General features: G+C 72.0%; 19 protein-coding genes. 7 read left to right on the forward strand and 12 right to left on the reverse strand.

Translation table 11 applies throughout. The features are described 5' to 3' along the window. Positions 1-6 precede the first annotated feature (6 nt). From EZ242_RS06530 to EZ242_RS06555, 6 genes are all read right to left on the reverse strand, one after another. Positions 7-750 (reverse strand): sterol desaturase family protein, encoded by a 744-nt coding sequence (locus EZ242_RS06530; RefSeq protein ID WP_135284344.1) that lies wholly within the window; start codon positions 748-750, stop codon positions 7-9. Further along, positions 750-1,298, reverse strand: coding sequence for a vitamin K epoxide reductase family protein (locus EZ242_RS06535; RefSeq protein WP_135284345.1), 549 nt, complete (start codon positions 1,296-1,298; stop codon positions 750-752). The genes EZ242_RS06530 and EZ242_RS06535 overlap by 1 nt, the downstream gene beginning before the upstream one ends. Before the next feature lie 26 nt (positions 1,299-1,324). After that, positions 1,325-2,341, reverse strand: a complete 1,017-nt coding sequence (locus EZ242_RS06540) for an SDR family oxidoreductase (protein ID WP_135284346.1) — start codon at positions 2,339-2,341, stop codon at positions 1,325-1,327. Between the two features lie 119 nt (positions 2,342-2,460). Next, the gene (locus EZ242_RS06545) at positions 2,461-3,435 is read right to left on the reverse strand and encodes a nucleoside hydrolase (protein ID WP_135284347.1); all 975 of its coding nucleotides are present in this window, start codon (positions 3,433-3,435) and stop codon (positions 2,461-2,463) included. Further along, positions 3,432-4,823, reverse strand: a complete 1,392-nt coding sequence (locus EZ242_RS22355; protein ID WP_240787011.1) for a TIGR04283 family arsenosugar biosynthesis glycosyltransferase — start codon at positions 4,821-4,823, stop codon at positions 3,432-3,434. Before EZ242_RS22355 ends, EZ242_RS06545 begins: the two co-directional genes overlap by 4 nt. Next, positions 4,820-5,890: a phosphotransferase gene (locus EZ242_RS06555; protein ID WP_135284348.1), complete on the reverse strand. Its 1,071-nt coding sequence runs from the start codon at positions 5,888-5,890 to the stop codon at positions 4,820-4,822. Before EZ242_RS06555 ends, EZ242_RS22355 begins: the two co-directional genes overlap by 4 nt. A gap of 78 nt (positions 5,891-5,968) precedes the next feature. On the opposite strand from EZ242_RS06555, the gene EZ242_RS06560 reads away from it, so the two are divergent. Further along, positions 5,969-8,131, forward strand: a complete 2,163-nt coding sequence (locus EZ242_RS06560; protein ID WP_135284349.1) for an FAD-dependent oxidoreductase — start codon at positions 5,969-5,971, stop codon at positions 8,129-8,131. A 1-nt stretch (position 8,132) separates the two neighbouring features. After that, complete coding sequence (locus EZ242_RS06565; protein ID WP_135284350.1) at positions 8,133-8,858, forward strand: DUF3047 domain-containing protein; 726 nt, start codon at positions 8,133-8,135, stop codon at positions 8,856-8,858. A 112-nt stretch (positions 8,859-8,970) separates the two neighbouring features. Here the strand turns inward: EZ242_RS06565 and EZ242_RS06570 are convergent, their stop codons facing one another. The 3 genes from EZ242_RS06570 to EZ242_RS06580 all read right to left on the reverse strand — a co-directional run bounded on the left by EZ242_RS06570 (position 8,971) and on the right by EZ242_RS06580 (position 10,421). Next, positions 8,971-9,381: a PIN domain-containing protein gene (locus tag EZ242_RS06570; protein ID WP_135284351.1), complete on the reverse strand. Its 411-nt coding sequence runs from the start codon at positions 9,379-9,381 to the stop codon at positions 8,971-8,973. Then, the gene (locus tag EZ242_RS06575) at positions 9,381-9,605 is read right to left on the reverse strand and encodes an AbrB/MazE/SpoVT family DNA-binding domain-containing protein (RefSeq protein ID WP_135284352.1); all 225 of its coding nucleotides are present in this window, start codon (positions 9,603-9,605) and stop codon (positions 9,381-9,383) included. Before EZ242_RS06575 ends, EZ242_RS06570 begins: the two co-directional genes overlap by 1 nt. Positions 9,606-9,671: 66 nt before the next feature. After that, a complete protein-coding gene (locus EZ242_RS06580; protein WP_135284971.1) occupies positions 9,672-10,421 on the reverse strand; it encodes an SDR family NAD(P)-dependent oxidoreductase in 750 nt (249 codons plus the stop codon). Positions 10,422-10,560: 139 nt separating this feature from the next. Between EZ242_RS06580 and EZ242_RS06585 the strand changes: the two genes are divergently transcribed. Then, positions 10,561-12,708, forward strand: a complete 2,148-nt coding sequence (locus EZ242_RS06585) for an acetate--CoA ligase family protein (protein WP_135284353.1) — start codon at positions 10,561-10,563, stop codon at positions 12,706-12,708. A gap of 21 nt (positions 12,709-12,729) precedes the next feature. On the opposite strand, the gene EZ242_RS06590 is transcribed toward EZ242_RS06585, so the two are convergent. Further along, positions 12,730-13,206 (reverse strand): YqaA family protein, encoded by a 477-nt coding sequence (locus EZ242_RS06590; protein ID WP_135284354.1) that lies wholly within the window; start codon positions 13,204-13,206, stop codon positions 12,730-12,732. A gap of 173 nt (positions 13,207-13,379) precedes the next feature. Between EZ242_RS06590 and dusB the strand changes: the two genes are divergently transcribed. The 4 genes from dusB to EZ242_RS06610 are packed head-to-tail and all read left to right on the forward strand — an operon-like array spanning position 13,380 to position 16,581. After that, the gene (gene dusB, locus EZ242_RS06595; protein WP_135284355.1) at positions 13,380-14,429 is read left to right on the forward strand and encodes a tRNA dihydrouridine synthase DusB; all 1,050 of its coding nucleotides are present in this window, start codon (positions 13,380-13,382) and stop codon (positions 14,427-14,429) included. After that, positions 14,426-14,659: a Fis family transcriptional regulator gene (locus EZ242_RS06600; protein ID WP_135284356.1), complete on the forward strand. Its 234-nt coding sequence runs from the start codon at positions 14,426-14,428 to the stop codon at positions 14,657-14,659. Before dusB ends, EZ242_RS06600 begins: the two co-directional genes overlap by 4 nt. Positions 14,660-14,675: 16 nt before the next feature. Continuing rightward, positions 14,676-16,247, forward strand: a complete 1,572-nt coding sequence (purH, locus tag EZ242_RS06605) for a bifunctional phosphoribosylaminoimidazolecarboxamide formyltransferase/IMP cyclohydrolase (protein WP_135284357.1) — start codon at positions 14,676-14,678, stop codon at positions 16,245-16,247. A 13-nt stretch (positions 16,248-16,260) separates the two neighbouring features. Continuing rightward, positions 16,261-16,581 (forward strand): hypothetical protein, encoded by a 321-nt coding sequence (locus EZ242_RS06610; protein ID WP_135284358.1) that lies wholly within the window; start codon positions 16,261-16,263, stop codon positions 16,579-16,581. A gap of 61 nt (positions 16,582-16,642) precedes the next feature. Here EZ242_RS06610 and hemL read toward each other — a convergent pair whose 3' ends face one another. Further along, on the reverse strand, positions 16,643-17,953 hold the full coding sequence (gene hemL / locus EZ242_RS06615; RefSeq protein ID WP_135284359.1) for a glutamate-1-semialdehyde 2,1-aminomutase: 1,311 nt from the start codon (positions 17,951-17,953) through the stop codon (positions 16,643-16,645). Then, complete coding sequence (gene thiD, locus EZ242_RS06620; protein ID WP_135284360.1) at positions 17,937-18,884, reverse strand: bifunctional hydroxymethylpyrimidine kinase/phosphomethylpyrimidine kinase; 948 nt, start codon at positions 18,882-18,884, stop codon at positions 17,937-17,939. The genes hemL and thiD overlap by 17 nt, the downstream gene beginning before the upstream one ends. Between the last annotated feature and the right edge of the window lie 95 nt (positions 18,885-18,979).

Consider the following 18,979-nt stretch of genomic DNA (forward strand, 5'->3'; position numbering starts at 1 on the left):
CCGCGTTCAGCCTGCGTCCACCGGCAGGCCGATGGTCACATGCTGCGGCGCCTCGGCGGGCCGGTAGCTGCCGTGCAGCCGGTCCCACACGGTGAGCCCGCTGGAGAGGTTGGAGCGCTGCAGGGCTTCGCGGTTGGCGTGGTGCAGCCCGTGCAGGGCCGGGGTGACGATGACGCGGGACAGCGCCCGCTCCAGCGGCGGCGGCAGGCGCAGGTTGCTGTGCTGGAACATGACCTCGGCCAGCGTGAGCTGTCCCCACAACTTCAGCAGCGCGGGCGAGGTGCCGATCAGCAGGACCTGCCCCGCGCGCCAGGGCACGGACCAGAGCAGCTCCATGGGGTGGAAGCGCAAGGCGGTACCGGTGTCCAGGTCGGGGTCGGCGTGGTGGTAGCGGTGCCAGCGCCAGAGCGTGTCGCTCCTGTGCAGCAGGATGTGCCAGAGAAAGAGCGTGTAGTCCATGAGCGCCAGGCCCAGGGCGGTGGCGGCCGGCGCGGGCAGGCCTAGGCGCGGCAGCAGGCCCCAGCGGCGCCGCTCCACTTCGCGCGCCAGGCGCTGGACCACCGGTTCCTCGGCCAGGGCGACCGTCAGGGCGGCCGCCGCGCCGGTGGCGAGGTTGGCGGCCAGGCGCGGCGGCTCGGGCGCGCTGCGCGCGCGCAGCGGACGCCGGCGTTCGGATACCAGCAGCGCGACGAAGACGGCGCCCAGCGCCAGCGCCGGCAGGTGGGCGCCGAGCCGCCGGACGACGCTCATCAGCTCTCCCCGCGCAGCGTGCGTTGCGACAGAACCCGCCGCAGGGCCGCACGCGATTCGGGCAGCGTGAGGCCGACGGTGGCGAAGTGCGTGAGCGCATCGACGATGCAGTAGGGGCACCAGGCCTTGTCCACCTTGGGCATCTGCCAGAAGAGGTAGCGCGCGGCGGTGACGGCCTGCGCGCCGGCGAACAGCGTGGCCAGCAGCGGCAGCCAGGGATGGCGCGCGGGCCGGTCCCAGCCGCCCATGGAGGCCAGCACCATGTTGACGCCGTGGGTGGTGATGGCGATGGGGCTGTCGGGGCCGCCGTAGCTGTAGGCCTCCGGCGAGGAGTTCACCTGGCGGGTGTGGAAGTTGCCGCGCGGTGGATCGGGCAGGTTCTTCACCACGCCGGTCTGCAGCAGGGTGGTGGCGGCCATGGCCGCGATGCCCAGGAGCGAGACGACGATGGTGGCGCGCCGCAGCGTGAGTGCGTCGTCCGCGCCTTCCTGCAGGTAGTAGCGCAAGGCCTGGGGCTCTTCGCCCAGGAGGGAGCTGAGGGTGGGCATGGGGGTCCTTGGAAGACGCGAAGGGGTCAACGCCGGCGCACGCCGGCGGCGGTGCCGGCGGCCACCAGCGTGAGGGCCAGCAGGCCGGCCGCGCAGGGCAGCAGCCAGGGCAGGTGCAGGTTCATGCGCTGGCTGGTGCTGTGCGGGCTGGCCTCCGCGTCGAAGCGGCCGTGCGCCGAGAAGTCGCCTGGCACCGGATCGAAGAGGTTGTCCTTGCGGTCGGCGGCCAGGGGCTCGTCCATCTGCTGGCCGTCGTAGGCCTTGTGCGCGAGGTAGTGGTCCATCAGCCCGGGGGCGAGCTTGTCGCCCCAGATGGCCATGGCGCTGGAGAAGGCCACGTAGGTTTCGCGGCGGCCAGTCTCCACGGTCTGCAGCACGGCGCGGGCCGGCACCTCGGGCTGGTAGATGGTGCCCAGGGGCTTGGGGTGGCCGGACATGCGGGTGCGGCACCACTCGAACTGCGGCGTGTTCACCGCGGGCAGCTCGACCATGCCGAGGTGGATGGCCGAGTTCTCGTAGATCAGCTCGGTGCGCAGCGACTCGGTGAAGCCGCGCACCGCGTGCTTGGCCCCGCAGTAGGGCGCCTGCAACGGGATGGAGCGGTAGGCCAGGGCCGAGCCCACCTGCACGATGCTGCCGCGGTTGCGCGGGCGCATGCGCTTGAGCGCGGCCAGGCTGCCCCACACGGTGCCGTGGTAGCTCACCTCGGTGACGCGGCGGAACTCCTCGGGCTCGATCTGCTTGACGGGCGCCACGATGGTGACCATGGCGTTGTTGATCCACACGTCGATGGGACCCAGCTCGCGCTCGGCGCGATCCGCCGCGGCCTCCACCTGGTCTTCATGGGCGACGTCGCAGGCGATGGCGATGGCCTGCCGCGCGCCCAGCCTCAGCATCTCCGCGCGAGCCTGTTCCAGTCGCTGGGGCTCGCGTGCGAGCAGTGCGACGCTGGCGCCGCGGCGCGCGAATTCCTGGGCGATGGCGCGGCCCACGCCGGCGCTGGCGCCGGTGACCACGGCCACGGTATCGGGTCCGATCTTCATGCATGCTCCCTGGACAATGGGAACAAGCCTCCCACAGCCCACCCATGCGGCGGGGCGCTGCCCGGCACAACAGCGGGCAACTTGGGCAACGGGGTGTCAACCAGGAGTGGACAGAGGGCCTAGGGCAGCCGCGCGAAGAAGTCATTGAAGATGCCGTCGCGGTCCACCGCATGGGCCTCGCGCATCAGCGCACGGCCGGGCGCGGCCTGCCAGCGCAGCGCATCGTCCACGGCCGGGGTGCGCAGCAGGCTGCTGGGCACCCAGGCGGGCTCCAGCAGCCAGGCGATGCAGATGAGGTCCCAGATCACCCAGCTGTGGCTGTCGGCGCGGGGGCGCCCGGTGATCGCCCACAAGGGGTTGTCGGTGAAGAGTGCATGCAGGTAGTCGCCGATGCGGCCGCGCCCGCGTACGTGCCGGTCCGCCTCGGCCCGCGAGAGGCGCAGCTGTGCGCCCACGTGGAAGCCGGGCAGGTAGACCAGGGGCACGCCGCTGTCCAGCAGCTGGCGCGTGGCGGGCAGGTCCTGCTCCAGGTTGAAGGAGTCGTTGACCTGCGGCGCGTGCGAGGGGTAGCCGCTGGTCCAGACCACCACGATGCGCCGGGCGATGTCGGGTGCGAGCAGCAGGGCGCTGGCGATGTTGGTGACGCAGCCCAGGGCCGCGACATAGAGCGGCTCACCGGGCGGGGTGGCGCGGGCGAGGGCGACGAGGTGCTCGGCGGCCTCGCTGCGCAGCGGCTTGCCGGGAGCCGGCAGGTAGCCGGGGCTGCCGGCGAAGACGCGGCCGCCGCTCGGCGCGTCCAGCAGCGAGAAGACCCGGTGGATCTCGTCGAGGCTGCGGCGCATGCCGAGCTCGGGCGTGCAGAACGGCGCCGCATCGTGTGGCGCGCGGGGGTACTGCGCGCGGCGGTGCGCGAAGGAAAAGGGCGCCGCATAGACCGCTTCGAGCCGCAGGCGCTCGGGCGCGCGCAGGGCCCAGGCCAGGGCGAATTGGTCGTCGATCTCGTTGGCGGCGTCGGTGTCGATGACCAGGCGCACCGGGCCGGTGGGCGGCGCCAGGCGGGCGGTGGTCCAGTCGTCGTCAGGGGTGGGCGTCATGGCCGGGTTCCGGTGGCGGGGTGTTCGTGCAGCGTGAGCAGCGCCTGCCAGCGCTGCCAGTCGGCCGGTTCGTCCACGTCCCACAGTGCCGGCAGCTCCGCCCAGCGCCAGCCCCCGGCGCGCAGCCGCTCGCGCGTCTGGGCCGCGACGGCGTCCGTGCTCCAGGCGATGCCGGGCTCGAACAAGGTCGGCAGGGGGATGCGCATACCGACGAGCACGTAGCCGCCGTCTTCGGCCGGCACCAGCACCGCGTCATGGTCGCCCAGGACGCGTGCGGCGGCCTGCAGCAGGCCCGGCGAGAGTAGCGGGCAGTCCGTTCCGACGATCAGTAGCGGCAGGGCGGGACGCTCCTCGAAGTGCCGCTGCATGGCCGCGAGCAGGCGCGCGCCGAGGTCCCCCTCGGGCTGCGCATGCAGGCGCACCCGCGGCTCGCGCGACAGCGCGCGGAAGCTGCGGTGATGGGTGGACGGCGCGCACCAGAGGTCCACCTCACCGAGCCGGCTGGCCAGCGCCGCGCGCACGGTCGTGCCCAGCAGGCGCCGCTGAGCGCGCGCGGCCTGCGCGGCGCCCAGCAGCGGGATGAGGCGCGTCTTCGCGAAACCGGGCAGCGGCGCCTTGGCGAGCACGGCGACGGCGGCGCTGTGCAGCGGCGGCGCAGGCGCGTAGCCGTAGTCGCGGGCGAGCATCGCCGCATCGGCGCCCAGGGCATGGCGCGCGCGCAGCCACCACATGAGCGCAATGGTGCGCAGCACGCCGTGGCGCTCCCAGCGGCGCCCCGAGGTGTGCACCGGGCTGCCGATGCAGGCCGGCCGTCCCACCGCGCGCAGCAGCCGGGCGCTGAGGTCCACGTCTTCCATGAGCGGCTGCGCGGTAAAGCCGCCGAGCTGCTCGAAGACGCTGCGGCGCACGAACATGGCCTGGTCGCCGGTGGCGATGCCGCCCAGGCGCGAGCGCAGGTTCATCAGGCCCTGCACCACGCGCAGCAGCGGGTGCCTGCCCTCGATACGAACGTCGAAGCGGCCCCAGTGCCGGCCCGGGGCCAGCGCGGCGCGCAGGCGCAGGTCGGCGTCCGCAGGCGGCAGGGTGTCGGCGTGCAGGAACATGAGCAGCTCGCCCTGGAATCCGGCGGCGCCGGCGTTCATCTGCACGGCGCGGCCCCGCGCGCAAGCGAGCACGCGGTCGGCGTGGCGGCAGGCGATGGCCCAGCTGGCGTCGGTGCTGCCGCCATCGACCACCACCACCTCGGCGCCGCGCGCACGCAGGGGCTGCACGGCCCGCAGGGTCGCGGGCAACGCGGCGGCTTCGTCCAGCACGGGAATGACGATGCGCAGTCCGGCGGCCCGGGGATCGCCGAGGGCGGGCGCGCCCAGGAAGTCCGGTCCGCTCATGGCCGCAGGGCGTCCTCCAGGGCGGCGAACTCGTGCGTCAGGTGCAGCACCACGTCTTCCAAGAGGTAGTGGTCCACGCGTTCGCGCACATGGGCCACCAGGGCGGTGGAGCTGCGCTGGGCCGACCAGTCCTCCCCGCGGTCCAGCGGGTCGGGCGCGCGATCCGAGAGCACGCGCCACTTGGCGCACCAGCTCACCGACCACAGCCACATGGCGCGCCGCAGCGGCGCGTGCCAGGGCCGCGCGGCGGCGGCCAGGGGCGCTTCGGCGCGCGCTTCCCAGGCTTCGTAGAAGGCGAGCACTTCGCCCGGCGACAGGACGGCGTGGCTGCCCTGGTCCCAGGTGGTGGAGGTGTAGAGCGTGGCATGCGCCAGGTCCAGGCCCGGGGCGCCGTAGCGGCATTTCTCCAGGTCCACCAGCACCGCGCTGCCGTCGGCGCGCACCAGGAAGTTGCCGGGGTGGCTGTCGAAGGCGATGAGGCGCACCGGCGGTCGCGGGGTCCGAGCGAGCTGCCCGCGCAGCTGCTCCAGCTGGGCGCTGATCGTGCGCCGCACGGCCGGCGCGAGCGCGGCGGCGTCGAGGTGGCGCGCCTGCTGCGCGATTTCCTCCCACAGGGCCTGCAGCGGGTCGGCCGGTGCGAGCAGCGGCTCGCGCGCAGCCGGCTCGGGCAGGGGCAGGCGGTGCAGGCGGGCCAGCGCGTCGGCGATGGCGGGCAACTCGCCGGGCAGGCGCGCGCTGTGGCCGGGCACCTCCTCGACCAGCAACGCCCCGCGCGGCAGCCAGCCCGACACCGGCAGCACGGCGGCCAGGCGCGGCGTGCGCGCAGAGGCGAAGGCGCGTTCGAAGCAGGCCCGCTGGAAGCGCAGGTTGGCCTCGGGCGCGAGGCCGAGCTGGCTCTGCTTGGGGATGCGCGCAAGCAGGCCGGTGCCGACGAGCCGGACGTGCTCGTGCGCCAGGCCCTTGTCGGGAAGGGGCTCCAGGCGGGCGTGCTGCCAGGGCGAGCGGGCGTGCGCCAGCGCAGCCGACAGCGCGGCCAGCAGGGCGGGGGTGGCGTGCGGATCGCTCATGCGAAGGTGGATTCGGCAAACTCGCGGCAAGGTTACCCGGGCGGTAACCTTTGCGGCACCGCCGCGAATGAGTGCCCGATGCGCCGATCCAAACTCGTCCTCGTCCTGCTGCTGCTGGCGGCCATCGTCCTGTTCTTCTCGCTCGACGCGGGGCGCTACCTCAGCCTGGACGCCCTGCGCAGCGCACAGGCCGGGCTGCAGGCCCAGGTGGCGGCCCGCCCGCTGGCCTCGGCCGGGCTCTACTTCCTGCTCTACGTGGCCGTCACGGGCCTGTCGCTGCCGGGGGCGGCGCTGCTCACGCTCGCGGGCGGCGCGCTCTTCGGCCTGCTGTGGGGCACGCTCATCGTCTCCTTTGCCTCCAGCCTGGGGGCGCTGCTGGCCTTCCTGATCGCGCGCTTCCTGCTGCAGGACGCCGTGCAGGCCCGCTTCGGGCGCCGCCTGGGTGAGATCGACGCCGGCCTGCAGCGCGACGGGGCGCTGTACCTCTTCACGCTGCGGCTGGTGCCGCTGGTGCCCTTCTTCCTCGTGAACCTGCTGATGGGACTGACCCGGATGCGCGCGCTCACCTTCTATGCGGTGAGCCAGCTGGGCATGCTGCCGGGCACCCTGGTGTACGTGAACGCGGGCACGCAGCTCGCCAGCGTGGAGTCGCTGGGCGGCCTTCTGAGCGTGCGGGTGCTGGGCGCCTTCGTGCTGCTGGCGATCTTCCCCTGGCTGGCGCGCGCGGGCCTGGCGGCCTGGCGGCGCCGGCGCGTGTATGCGCGCTGGCGCGGGCGCAAGCCCCGGCGCTTCGACCGCAACCTGGTCGTGATCGGCGCCGGCGCGGCCGGGCTGGTGTCGGCGTATCTGGCGGCCGCCTTGAAGGCCAAGGTCACGCTGGTGGAGTCGCACAAGATGGGCGGCGACTGCCTCAACTACGGCTGCGTGCCCAGCAAGACCCTGATCCGCAGCGCGCGCCTGGCGCACCAGATGCGCCACGCCGGGCACTGGGGCGGCGAAGCGGTGGCGCCGACTTTTTCCTTCGCGCGGGTGATGGCGCGCGTGCGCGAGGTGATCCGCGCCATCGAGCCGCACGACAGCGTGGCGCGCTACACCGGCCTGGGCGCGGACGTGGTGGCAGGCCACGCCCGCCTGCTGGACCCGTGGACGGTGGAGATCACGCCTTCGGACGGCGGCCCCGTGCGGCGCCTGGCCACGCGCAGCGTGGTGATCGCGGCCGGGGCGCAGCCGCTGGTGCCGCCGCTGCCCGGGCTGAAGGAGGTGGGCTTCCTCACCAGCGACACGATGTGGGAGGCCTTCGAGCGCCTGGATGCGCCGCCGCGGCGCCTGGCCATCCTGGGCGGCGGCCCCATCGGCTGCGAGCTGGCGCAGGCCCTGGCGCGGCTGGGCTCGCAGGTCACGCAGGTGGAAATGGCGCCACGCCTGCTGCTGCGCGAGGACGACGAGGTGTCGGCCCTGGTGCGCACGGCGCTGGAGGCCGACGGCGTGCAGGTGCTCACGGGCCACGAGGCGCTGCGCTGCGAGCGGCAGGGGGACGAGAAGCGGCTCTGGGTGCGCGGCGCAGCCGGCGAGCGCGCCATCGAGTTCGATGCGCTGGTCTGCGCCGTGGGCCGCCGCGCGCGGCTGGCCGGCTACGGCCTGGAGGAGCTGGGCATCCCGGCCGAGCGCACGGTGCAGGCCAACGAGTACCTGGAGACGCTCTACCCCAACATCTACGCGGCGGGGGACGTGGCCGGCCCCTGGCAGTTCACCCACACCGCCGCGCACCAGGCCTGGTACGCCACCGTCAACGCGCTCTTCGGAAGCCTGCGGCGCTTCAAGGTGGATGCGCGCGTCATTCCCGCCGTGACCTTCACTGACCCGGAGGTGGCCCGCGTGGGTTTGAACGAGCGCGAGGCGCGCGAGCAGGGCGTGCCCTTCGAAGTCACGCGCTATGCGTTGGGCGAGCTGGACCGCGCCATCGCCGAAGGCGAGACGCAGGGCTTCGTGAAGGTGCTCACGGTGCCGGGCAAGGACCGCATCCTCGGGGCCACGGTGGTGGGCGCGCATGCCGGCGAGCTGCTCGCCGAGTGGGTGCTGGCCATGAAGCATGGCCTGGGCCTGAACAAGGTGCTGGGCACGCTGCACGCCTACCCGACCTTTGCCGAGGCCAACAAGTACGCGGCGGGCGAGTGGCGCCGCGCCCACCAGCCGGCCTGGGCGCTGCGCCTGCTGCAGCGGTGGCACGCATGGAGGCTGTGACATGAACCGGCGCCACGCGCTCGCGAGCGTCACGCTGGCCTCCATCGGCTGGCGCGCCTCGCACGCCCAGGCGGCCTGGGACCCGCCGCCTTTCTCCGGCGCACCGCTGGGGCCCGGAATCCCTCCCGGGTGGGTCCACGAGACGCTGCCGCGCGTGGAGCGTGCCAACGACTACGCCGTGGTGTTGCAGGAAGGCGAGCGCGTGCTGCAAGTCACGTCGCGGTCCTCGGCCTCGTCCTTGCTCGCTTCCGCGCGCCTGCCGCCGGGCGGCGACGCGCGCCTGCGCTGGCGCTGGAAGGTCTCGCACGCGCTGCCGGCCTCGGACCTGCGGCACAAGCCGGGCGACGACTGGTCGGCGCGCCTCTACGTCCTCTTCGACCTGCCGCTGGAACGCCTGGGCCTGGGCGAGCGCCTGGCCATCGGCGCGGCGCGTGCGCTCTCGGGCCGGCCCGTGCCGGCGGCGGCCCTGTGCTACGTGTGGGGCCAGGCGCAGCCGGCGGGGACGACTGGCTGGAATCCCTTCACGGACCGCGTGCGCATGGTCGTCCTGGACAGCGGCGACCGGCACGCCGGCCAGTGGCGCCTGCACGAGCGCAATCTGCGCCGCGACTGGGCCGAAGCCTTTCCGGGCGAGATGCCGCATGTCGCGGCGGTGGCCGTCGGCAGCGACACGGACAACAGCGGCGGCGAGGTGCAGGCGTGGTTCGGGGATGTGAGCTGGGGGTAGGAACATCTTGCCCCTTCCCCCACTGGGGGAAGGCCGGGATGGGGCTCGGGAGAAGCGGTGCGGTCGGCGCGCGGCCCCCACCCCGGCCCTCCCCCAGAGGGGGAGGGGGCGCTTATCGTCCCGAGCCGCCGACGGCCTGTGCGCCTTGTACCTTCGCGGCGCGCTTGTCGAAGGTATAGAGCGGCGCCTGTCCGGCCTGCTCCGCGAGCGCGACGTGGAGGCAGTCGGCGAAGTCGGCCGGTCCCTCGCGATACAGCTGCAGTGCGATTTCCAGTGCGTGTTCCGATTCGAAGGTCAACTCGGCAGCCGCGAGCAGGCTGGCCAGTACCTGGGTGACTTCATCCTTGCCCAGCTCGTAGCTTGCGCGCAGCACCCACTCGAGTTCCAGCGTGACCGTCACAGGAACGAACAGCGCCTGGTCGGCCGCGATGCACGCTTCGATGAGCCGTTTGGCTGCGGCCAGCTGCGCGCCGTCGTCGCGAACCAGGTAGCGGACGAGGACATTGGTGTCGAGCGCGGGCATCAGCGCCGCCAGGGACTCATGTTCTCGGTGGCCACGTGTTGGCCCTTGGGCAGCTTGACGATGCCGGCCAGGTCGCGGATGGACTTGTTCTTGGCGCGGACGATGATGGTTCCGTCGGGCATCACGGACCAGAGCAGGCGCGTGCCCGGCTCGGCATGCACGAGCGCCCGCACGTCGGCGGGAACCGTCGTCTGTCCCTTGGCTGTGATCGTGGACTCGGCCATGGAGGGCTCCTTACTAGTCGGCGGATTGTAATGCGCACTCGCGCGCCGCGTCCACAGCGGCCCTCCTCACCTCGCCAGGAAGCCCCCATCCACCGGGTAGTAGCTGCCGGTCACGAACGAAGCCTTGGGCGAGCTGAGCCACAGCACCAGTTCCGCCACTTCCTCGGGCTGCCCCAGCCGGCCGATGGGGTGCATGGCCACCAGCGCCTCTTCGGTCGCCGGGTCCTGCTCCAGCCGCTCGATCATGGGCGTGTGGATGAAGGCCGGTCCTACCGCGTTGACGCGCACGCCCTGCGTGCCGTATTCGAGCGCGGCCGCGCGGGTCAGGCCCAGCACGCCGTGCTTGGCCGCCGTGTAGGCGGGTGCATTGGCGAAGCCGACCTGCCCGAGGATGGAGGCGACGTTCACGATCGAGCCGCCGCCTGTGGCCAGCAGCGCCGGGATCTGGAACTTCATGCCCAGGAACACGCCGGTGAGGTTGATGCCGATCACGCGCTGCCATTCCTCCACCGGGTAGTCCGCCGTGGGCGCGAGATCGCCGCCCACGCCGGCGTTGTTGCAGGCGATGTCCAGGCGGCCGAAGCGGCGCACCGCTTCCTCGACGCTGGCGCGGCAGTCCTCGGCGCGCGAGACGTCGGCGCGCAGGAACACCGCCTCGCCGCCGCCTTCGCGAAGCCGCGCAGCGGCGCTTTCGCCTCGATCGGCGTCCATGTCGGTCAGCAGCACGCGGGCGCCGGCGTGCACATACGCCTGCGCGATGGCGCATCCGATGCCGGAGGCGGCGCCGGTCACCAGGGCGACCTTGGATTCGAGCATCATGGTTCTCCTTCGAACGTAATGCCTGCATTCTGGAAACGCGGCCGTGGCCACCGGCTTGACGCAGCTCAAGGCCGCGCCGATCGGGCCGCCTAAGCTGGCCCTCTTGAACACGCCCTGCCTTGAACACGCCCTGTCCATGAGCCTCGATTCCCTGCGCCGAATGTTCGCTCCCGCCAGCATCGCCCTCGTCGGCGCCTCGGATCGTCCTGGGAGCGTGGGCGCGGTGGTCCTGCGCAACCTGCGCGAAGGCGGCTTCACCGGGCCGCTGTGGCCCGTGAATCCGCGCCACGCCAGCGTCGGCGGCGTGGCCGCGTTCCCGGACGTGGAGGCGCTGCCGGCGGTGCCGGACCTGGCCGTGATCTGCACGCCGGCGCCCGCCGTGCCCGGCATCGTGCAGGCGCTGGCGCGGCGTGGCACGCGCGCGGCCATCGTGCTGTCCGCGGGTCTGCGCAGCCGCCCGGACGACGGCGCGCCGAGCTACGAGCAGGCCATGCTGGCAGCCGCGAAGCCGGCGGGGCTGCGCGTGCTGGGGCCCAACTGCATCGGCGCGCTGGTGCCGGCCGCGGGCCTCAACGCCAGCTTCGCGCCCGGCCAGGCGAGCCCGGGCCGGCTGGCCTTTCTCACGCAGTCGGGTGCGCTGGCCACCGCCATGCTGGACTGGGCCCAGGGCCGCGGCATCGGTTTCTCGCACTTCGTGTCGCTGGGCGACAGCGCGGACATCGGCTTCGCCGACCTGCTGGAGCTGCTGGCGCAGGAAGAGGGCACGGACGCCATCCTGATGTACGTGGAGTCGGTGCGCGAGGCGGCGCGCTTCATGGCCGCCGCGCGCGCGGCGGCGCGGTGCAAGCCGGTGATCGTGGTCAAGGCAGGCCGCGCACCTGAAGGCGCGCGGGCGGCGCGCTCGCACACCGGCGCGCTGGCCGGCTCGGACGCGGTGTTCGATGCGGCCGTGCGGCGCGCCGGCCTGCTGCGCGTGGACACGCTGGAGGCGCTTTTCGACGCCGCCGAGGCGCTGTCGCATGCGAGTCCCTGGCGCGGCCCGGGCCTGGCGGTGCTGACCAACGGCGGCGGCGCCGGCGTGCTCGCGGCCGATGCCCTGGCGGGCGCGGGCGTGCTGGCGACGCTGTCGCCGCAGACGGTGAGCGCACTGGATGCGGTGCTGCCCGCCGGCTGGCCGCAGGCCAATCCGGTGGACATCATCGGCGACGCGCCGGTGGAGCGTTATCGCGCCGCGCTGGAGGTGCTGCTCGCGGCCCCCGAGGTCGACGGCGTTCTCTTCATGCACGCCCCCACCGCCATCGTGCCGGCGGCGCAGATTGCACGCGCCTGCCTGCCGCTGCTCGCGCAGGCCGACAAGCCGGTGCTGGGCTGCTGGCTGGGCGGCCCTGTCGTGGCCGAGGCCGCGGCGCAGTTCCGCGCCGCGGGCGTGCCCTGCTACGGAACGCCCGAGCGCGCGGCCACCGCCTGGCTTCAGCGGGCGCAGTTCCGCAGCCACCAGCAGGCCATGCTGCGTCCGCTGGGGCCGGGGGCGCACCTGCCCGCGTCGGCGTCGGAGCACGCGGGAGACCTCATCGCCGCGGCCCTGGCGCGCGGCAGCGAGTGGCTGGACCCGAGCGAGGCGCGCGAGGTGCTGCAGGCCTACGGCATTCCCACGCTCGCGACGGTGCGCGTGGCCAATGCGTCGCAGGCCGCGGCCGAGGCGGCGCGCTTGGGCTGGCCGGTGGCGCTCAAGCTGCTCTCGCCGCAGGTGGTGCACAAGTCGGACGTGGGCGGCGTGGCGCTGAACCTGCGCTCGGCCGAGGAAGTCGAGGCCGCGGCCGCGGGCATGTGCGCGCGGCTGGCGCGGCAACTGCCCGAGGCGCAGGTGCTGGGCTTCGTCGTGCAGCAGATGGCCGAGCGGCCCGGCGCGCAGGAACTGATCGTGGGCATCGCGCAGGACGCGGTGTTCGGCCCCGTGCTGCTGTTCGGAGAAGGCGGCATCGCCGTCGAACTGCGCCAGGACCGCGCTTTGGAACTGCCGCCCATCGACCGCGTACTCGCCGGCGAGATGATCGACCGCACCCGCATCTCGCGCCTGCTCGCCGGCCACCGCGGCCGCCCGCCCGCCGACCGCGAGGCCGTGATCGACGTGCTCCTGCGCGTCTCGCGCATGGCGGCCGACCTGCCGGCGCTGGCGGAACTGGACATCAACCCGCTGCTGGCCGATGCGCAGGGCGTGCTGGCGGTGGATGCGCGCATCCGGCTGCGGCGCAGCGTGGGGGAGGGCGGGAGGATGGTGCTGTAGCGATTGCGCTGAAGGCCCGACTCACAGCCGCCCCGGAAACATCTCCAGCAAGACCCATGTCATCGTGAGATAGCGCAGGAACTTGCCTATGAGCATGTAGAAGGCGCAGGGCCAGAAAGGCAGCTTGAGCCAGCCGGCCACGGCGCACAGCGGATCGCCCACCAGCGGCAGCCAGGCCAGCAGGCAGGCCTTGGGGCCGAGCCCTTCCAGCCATTCGAGGGCCTTCAGGTGCACGTGCGAGTGCTTCCACTTGTCCACCGCGCGGTGGGCGCCGTAACCCAGCCACCAGTCCAGCATGCCGCCCAGGGTGTTGCCCGCCGTGGCCACGCCGATGGCGGGCCAGAACAGGTCGGGGTTGATCTTGAGCAGGCCGAAGAGCGCGGGCTCCGAGCCCATGGGCAGCAGCGTCGCCGAGATGAAGGACACCAGGAAGAGGGTGCTCAGCCCGTGCTCCGGCAGCGCCATCCAGGCCATCAGCGCGTTCATCCAGGCTTCCATCGGCGCGCAGTATAGGGACGCCCTGCTGCGGCGGCGCGTCGGCCGGCGTCCCGATGCGAGGCCGATGGGAGGCCGATGCCGACGCTCAAAAAGCCGCAGCGCGTTTCGCGTGCCAAAAAGCAAAGCGCCTACAATCGTGCCTCTTTTTTCAGCACGCCCTCCATCCCCTTCCGATGAACATCGGCCCCTACACCCTGGCGAATGCCGTGTTCGCCGCGCCGATGGCGGGCGTGACCGACCGGCCTTTCCGGCAGTTGTGCCGCCGGCTGGGCGCGGGGCATGCGGTCAGCGAGATGGTCACCTCGCGCCGCGAGCTGTGGAACAGCCTGAAGACCTCGCGCCGGGCCGACCACACGGGCGAGCCGGGGCCCATCGCGGTGCAGATCGCCGGCACCGAGGCGGCCATGATGGCCGAGGCCGCGGCCTACAACGTGGACCGCGGCGCGCAGATCATCGACATCAACATGGGCTGCCCGGCCAAGAAGGTGTGCAACAAGTGGGCGGGTTCGGCCCTGATGCAGGACGAGCCGCTGGCTGTCGCCATCGCGCAGGCGGTGGTCCAGGCCTGCGCGCCGCGCGGCGTGCCCGTCACCCTGAAGATGCGCACCGGCTGGTGCGATGCGCAGCGCAATGCGGTGGCGCTGGCGCGCGCCTTCGAGGACGTGGGCGTGCAGATGATCACCGTGCATGGCCGCACGCGCGAGCAGGGCTATCGCGGCCGCGCCGAGTACGACACCATCGCGGCAGTGAAGGCAGCGGTGCGCGTGCCCGTGGTGGCCAATGGCGACATCGACTCGCCGCAGAAGGCGCGCGAGGTGCTGCAGGCCACGGGGGCGGACGCGGTGATGATCGGCCGCGCGGCACAGGGCCGGCCGTGGATCTTCCGCGAGGTGGCGCACTACCTGGCTACCGGCACGCTGCTCGCGCCGCCGCTGGTGGCCGAGGTGCGGCGCCTGCTGCTGGAGCACCTGCAGGACCACTATGCGCTGTATGGCGAATTCACCGGCGTGCGCAGCGCACGCAAGCACATCGGCTGGTATGTGAAGGCCTTGCCCGGCGGCGAGGCCTTGAGGGAGCGGATCAACGGGATCGAGGAATGCCAGGCCCAGTCGCGGGCCGTGGCGGCGTATTTCGACGAGCTTGCGCAGCTCACCGACCGGCTGCCCCGGACGGTGGAGGCCTGCGCTGAAGAACAAGCCCATACGGGTGCAGAGGACACATGAGCAAGAAACACATCGAGGAGTGTGTGCGCACGAGCCTGGAAGGCTACTTCCGGGACTTGCGGGGGATCGAACCGAACGACATGTACGAGATGCTGGTGAAGGTGGTGGAGAAGCCTTTGCTGGAAGTCGTCATGGCCAAGGCCGACCACAACCAGTCGCGCGCGGCCGAGTGGCTGGGCCTGAACCGCAACACGCTTCGCAAGAAGCTGCTGGAGCACAAGCTGCTCTGAACGGACAACAAGAACCATGAACGCACTGATCTCCGTCTCGGACAAGTCCGGGGTGCTCGAATTCGCGCAGGCGCTGCACGGCCTGGGCGTGAAGCTCATCTCCACCGGCGGCACTGCCGGCCTGCTGCGGGACGCCGGACTGCCGGTGACCGAGGTGGCCGACCTCACCGGCTTTCCCGAAATGCTCGACGGCCGCGTGAAGACCTTGCACCCCAAGGTGCACGGCGGACTGCTCGCGCGGCGCGACGTGCCCGAGCACATGGCCGCGCTCGAGGCCCACGGCATCGCCCCCATCGACCTGCTGGTGGTGAACCTGTACCCCTTCGAGGCCACGGTCGCCAAGCCCGGCTGCACGCTGGATGACGCCATCGAGAACATCGACATCGGCGGCCCGGCCATGGTGCGCAGCGCGGCCAAGAACTGGAAGGACGTGGGCGTGCTCACCGACGCCTCGCAGTACGCAGGCGTGCTCGAGGAGCTGCGCGCGAACGGCAAGCTCTCGGACAAGCTGCGCTTCGCGCTGTCGGTGGCGGCGTTCAACCGCATCAGCAACTACGACGCGGCCATCAGCGACTACCTCTCCAGCCTGCAGGACGATGGCGGCCGCACGATGTTCCCGGCGCAGTCCAATGGCCGCTTCGTCAAGCTGCAGGACCTGCGCTACGGCGAGAACCCGCACCAGCAGGCGGCCTTCTACCGCGACCTGTACCCGGCGCCCGGCTCGCTGGTGACCGCCACGCAGCTGCAGGGCAAGGAGCTCTCGTACAACAACATCGCCGACGCCGATGCGGCCTGGGAGTGCGTGCGCAGTTTCGACGCGCCGGCCTGCGTGATCGTCAAGCACGCCAACCCCTGCGGCGTGGCCGTGGCCGAGGGCGCGCTGCAGGCCTACGAGAAGGCCTTCAAGACCGATCCCACCTCGGCCTTCGGCGGCATCATCGCCTTCAACCGCCCGCTGGACGGCGCGGCCGCGCAGGCGGTGAGCAAGCAGTTCGTCGAGGTGCTGATCGCCACCGACTTCACGCCCGAAGCCCTCGAGGTGTTCAAGGCCAAGGCCAATGTGCGCCTGATGAAGATTGCCCTGCCGCCCGGCGGCGAGCGGCCCTGGGACCGCGGCCAGAACTTCATGGACGTCAAGCGCGTGGGCTCGGGCCTCTTGATGCAGACGGCGGACAACCACGAGCTGCAACTGTCCGACCTGAAGGTGGTCACGCGCAGGCAGCCTACGCCCGAGCAACTGCAGGACCTGCTCTTCGCCTGGAAGGTGGCGAAGTACGTGAAGTCCAACGCCATCGTCTTCTGCAAGGAGGGCATGACCTTCGGCGTGGGCGCGGGCCAGATGTCGCGCCTGGACTCGGCGCGCATCGCCAGCATCAAGGCCCAGCACGCCGGCCTGTCGCTGCAGGGCACCGTGGTGGCGAGCGACGCCTTCTTCCCCTTCCGCGACGGCCTGGACGTGGTGGTGGACGCGGGCGCGGCTTGCGTGATCCAGCCCGGCGGCAGCATGCGCGACGCCGAAGTGATTGCCGCCGCCGACGAGCGCGGCGTCGCGATGGTGTTCTCGGGCGTGCGCCACTTCAGGCACTGAGAGGAGCTGCGCGGTGGCTCTTCCCTGGGGTGTCCTGGTCGCCAACCTGCCGACGCTGATCGATGCGGCCGGCAAGCTGTTCAAGCGGGCCGATGCGCCCCCGCGCCTGCCCGAGGTGCAGGGCTCGGCGGCCGACCAGATCGAGGCGCTGACGCAGCGCCTGGCCTACTACGAGCGGCTGGAGGCCGAGCAGGCGCAGCTGCTCAAGCAGACCATCGAGCAGCTGCAGCAGATGGCCGTGAAGGCGGCCGCGTCCGAGACGCGCGCCAACATCGCGCTGGGCGTGGCGGCGGTGAGCGTGCTGGTCGCGGTGGTGGCGCTGGTGGTGCGCTGAAAAGCTGCACCCCGGGCCGATCGCTCCGATCCCTTCACACCTTTGAAGGCCGCATGGGCCTTCAGGCCCGCAGCGTCGCGAACACCTCGCGCGCCGCCTCCAGCGTGGTGGCGATGTCCTCGTCGGTGTGGGCCGCGCTCACGAAGCCGGCCTCGTACAGGGCCGGCGCGATGTACACGCCGCGTTCCAGCAGGCCGTGGAACAGGCGGTTGAAGCGGGCCCCGTCGCTGGTCATCACGGTGCGGTAGTTCTGCGGCAGCTCGGGCAGCAGGAAGAAGCCGAACATGCCGCCCTCGCAGTCGGCGCTGAAGTCGATCCCTTCGGACCGCGCGAGCAGCGAGAGGCCGTCGACCAGCGATTGCGTGCGTGCGGCCAGCGTGTCGTAGAAGCCGGGCTGCGCGATCTGCTCCAGCGTGGCCAGGCCGCAGGCGGTGGCGATGGGATTGCCCGAGAGCGTGCCCGCCTGGTAGACCGGGCCCAGCGGCGCCAGTTGCTCCATGATGGCCCGCGGGCCGCCGAAGGCCGCCAGGGGCATGCCGCCGCCGATCACCTTGCCGAGCACGGTGATGTCCGGACGGAAGCCCGGGATCGCGCGCCCGTAGAGGCTCTGCGCGCCGCCCAGCGCGACGCGGAAGCCCGTCATCACCTCGTCGAAGACCAGCAGCGCGCCGTGCCGGTCGCACAGCTCGCGGCAGCGGCGCATGAAGGGCACAGTCGCGCGCACGAAGTTCATGTTGCCGGCGATGGGCTCGATCATCAGGCAGGCGATGTCGGCACCGTGGCGCGCGAAGGCTTCTTCGAGCTGCTCGAGGTTGTTGTACTCCAGCACGATGGTGTGCTGCGCCACCTCCGGCGGCACGCCGGCGCTGGTCGGGTTGCCGAAGGTCGCCAGGCCCGAGCCGGCCTTGACCAGCAGCGCGTCGGCGTGGCCGTGGTAGCAGCCCTCGAACTTGATGAGGTGCTTGCGGCCGGTGGCGCCGCGTGCCAGGCGGATCGCGCTCATCGCCGCTTCGGTGCCGGAGCTCACGAGCCGCACCATGTCCATGGTGGGAACGAGCTTGACGATGGTCTCGGCCAGCTGCACCTCGCGTTCGGTGGGCGCACCGAATGAGAAGCCATCGAGCACGGCCTGCTGCACGGCCTCCACCACGGCCGGGTGGCCGTGGCCGAGGATCATGGGACCCCAGGAGCCGATGTAGTCGATGTAGCGCTGTCCGTTGGCGTCCCAGAACCAGGCGCCTTCGGCGCGCTGCACGAATCGGGGCGTGCCGCCCACGGCGCGGAAGGCCCGCACGGGTGAATTGACGCCGCCGGGGATGCGTTCGCGGGCGCGCTCGAAGAGTTCGACGTTGCGGTCAGTGCTTGGTGTCATGGGCGGGCATGTCGAAGACCTGCAGGGCCTGCGCTTCTTCTTCGGTCACGCTGCCCGGCGGCTCGGTGTCGGATTCGGGCTGGGCCCAGAAGAGGCGGTCCGGGACCACGTGTCCCATGCCGGGACGAAAGCCCCCGTCCAGGCAGTGGTCCAGGTATTCCAGCGCCTCGGCGAAGGCGGCCGGCAGGTCGGCCCCGCTGGCCACCAGCGCCGACAGCGCGGCGCTCAGCGTTTCGCCGGCGCCGGAGAAGACCGCCTCGAAGCGCTCGAAGCGCTGGCTGGCCAGCACGCTCTGTGGCGTGCACAGCACGTTGTCGATGTACTGGTCCGGCAGGGGAATGCCGGTCACCACGGTATAGGACACGCCGGCGTCCGAGGCCGCCTTGGCGATGTCCCGCGCGCTCGGACTGCGGTCGCTGGTCCAGTCCGGCAGCAGCCAGCGCCACAGGGTGCTGTGGTTTCCCACCAACACGGTGGTCTGCGGCAACATGAGCTCGCGGAAGGCATCGAGGTAGGCGTCGATGTCGGCCTCGTCCCACCAGGCCAGGTGCGGCATGTAGGCGACCAGGGGCACGTCGGCGTAGTCGGTGGCGATCTCCGCGACGGCGCCGATCGCCTCGGGCGTGCCGAGGAAGCCGACCTTGAACACCTGGACCGGCACGTCCTCCAGGATGGCGCGCGCCTGCTCGGCGATGGCGTCCTCGTCGAGGGCGAAGTGGTCGAAGATGTCCGCGGTGTCGCGCGCGTAGGCGCCGCAGGTGACGGGCAAGGCATGCGCACCGACCGAGACCATGGCGGAGATGTCGGCCGACAGGCCCGCGGCGCCGCTCGGGTCGCCGGCGTTGAAGGTCATGACGCAAGGCGGCACGTCGGGCGGGCCTGTGTCCTCATCGCGCGGCTCGGAGGGCGGGGTGCTGGAGCTGTGGGTCATGGGCCTGTGAGCATCATCCGTGTGCGCTAGTTGCGAATCGCTCGGAGGCGCCTCGATACAATCGTTGCATTCTATGGGAAGCCCTCTTAAGCTGT

The sequence above is a fragment of the Ramlibacter rhizophilus genome, from assembly GCF_004681965.1.
GTDB classification, from domain to species: Bacteria; Pseudomonadota; Gammaproteobacteria; order Burkholderiales; family Burkholderiaceae_C; genus Ramlibacter; species Ramlibacter rhizophilus.

What these genes read in the sequence shown, in the direction of transcription:
- EZ242_RS22355 (WP_240787011.1), bottom strand. Translation starts at nt 4,823, where the DNA reads ATGAGCGGACCGGACTTCCTGGGCGCGCCCGCCCTCGGCGATCCCCGG.
- dusB (WP_135284355.1), top strand. Translation starts at nt 13,380, where the DNA reads ATGAACATCGGCCCCTACACCCTGGCGAATGCCGTGTTCGCCGCGCCG.
- purH (WP_135284357.1), top strand. Translation starts at nt 14,676, where the DNA reads ATGAACGCACTGATCTCCGTCTCGGACAAGTCCGGGGTGCTCGAATTC.
- thiD (WP_135284360.1), bottom strand. Translation starts at nt 18,884, where the DNA reads ATGACCCACAGCTCCAGCACCCCGCCCTCCGAGCCGCGCGATGAGGAC.
- EZ242_RS06580 (WP_135284971.1), bottom strand. Translation starts at nt 10,421, where the DNA reads ATGCTCGAATCCAAGGTCGCCCTGGTGACCGGCGCCGCCTCCGGCATC.
- EZ242_RS06540 (WP_135284346.1), bottom strand. Translation starts at nt 2,341, where the DNA reads ATGAAGATCGGACCCGATACCGTGGCCGTGGTCACCGGCGCCAGCGCC.
- EZ242_RS06565 (WP_135284350.1), top strand. Translation starts at nt 8,133, where the DNA reads ATGAACCGGCGCCACGCGCTCGCGAGCGTCACGCTGGCCTCCATCGGC.
- hemL (WP_135284359.1), bottom strand. Translation starts at nt 17,953, where the DNA reads ATGACACCAAGCACTGACCGCAACGTCGAACTCTTCGAGCGCGCCCGC.
- EZ242_RS06545 (WP_135284347.1), bottom strand. Translation starts at nt 3,435, where the DNA reads ATGACGCCCACCCCTGACGACGACTGGACCACCGCCCGCCTGGCGCCG.
- EZ242_RS06570 (WP_135284351.1), bottom strand. Translation starts at nt 9,381, where the DNA reads ATGCCCGCGCTCGACACCAATGTCCTCGTCCGCTACCTGGTTCGCGAC.
- EZ242_RS06530 (WP_135284344.1), bottom strand. Translation starts at nt 750, where the DNA reads ATGAGCGTCGTCCGGCGGCTCGGCGCCCACCTGCCGGCGCTGGCGCTG.
- EZ242_RS06555 (WP_135284348.1), bottom strand. Translation starts at nt 5,890, where the DNA reads ATGAGCGATCCGCACGCCACCCCCGCCCTGCTGGCCGCGCTGTCGGCT.
- EZ242_RS06590 (WP_135284354.1), bottom strand. Translation starts at nt 13,206, where the DNA reads ATGGAAGCCTGGATGAACGCGCTGATGGCCTGGATGGCGCTGCCGGAG.
- EZ242_RS06575 (WP_135284352.1), bottom strand. Translation starts at nt 9,605, where the DNA reads ATGGCCGAGTCCACGATCACAGCCAAGGGACAGACGACGGTTCCCGCC.
- EZ242_RS06535 (WP_135284345.1), bottom strand. Translation starts at nt 1,298, where the DNA reads ATGCCCACCCTCAGCTCCCTCCTGGGCGAAGAGCCCCAGGCCTTGCGC.
- EZ242_RS06585 (WP_135284353.1), top strand. Translation starts at nt 10,561, where the DNA reads ATGAGCCTCGATTCCCTGCGCCGAATGTTCGCTCCCGCCAGCATCGCC.
- EZ242_RS06560 (WP_135284349.1), top strand. Translation starts at nt 5,969, where the DNA reads ATGCGCCGATCCAAACTCGTCCTCGTCCTGCTGCTGCTGGCGGCCATC.
- EZ242_RS06600 (WP_135284356.1), top strand. Translation starts at nt 14,426, where the DNA reads ATGAGCAAGAAACACATCGAGGAGTGTGTGCGCACGAGCCTGGAAGGC.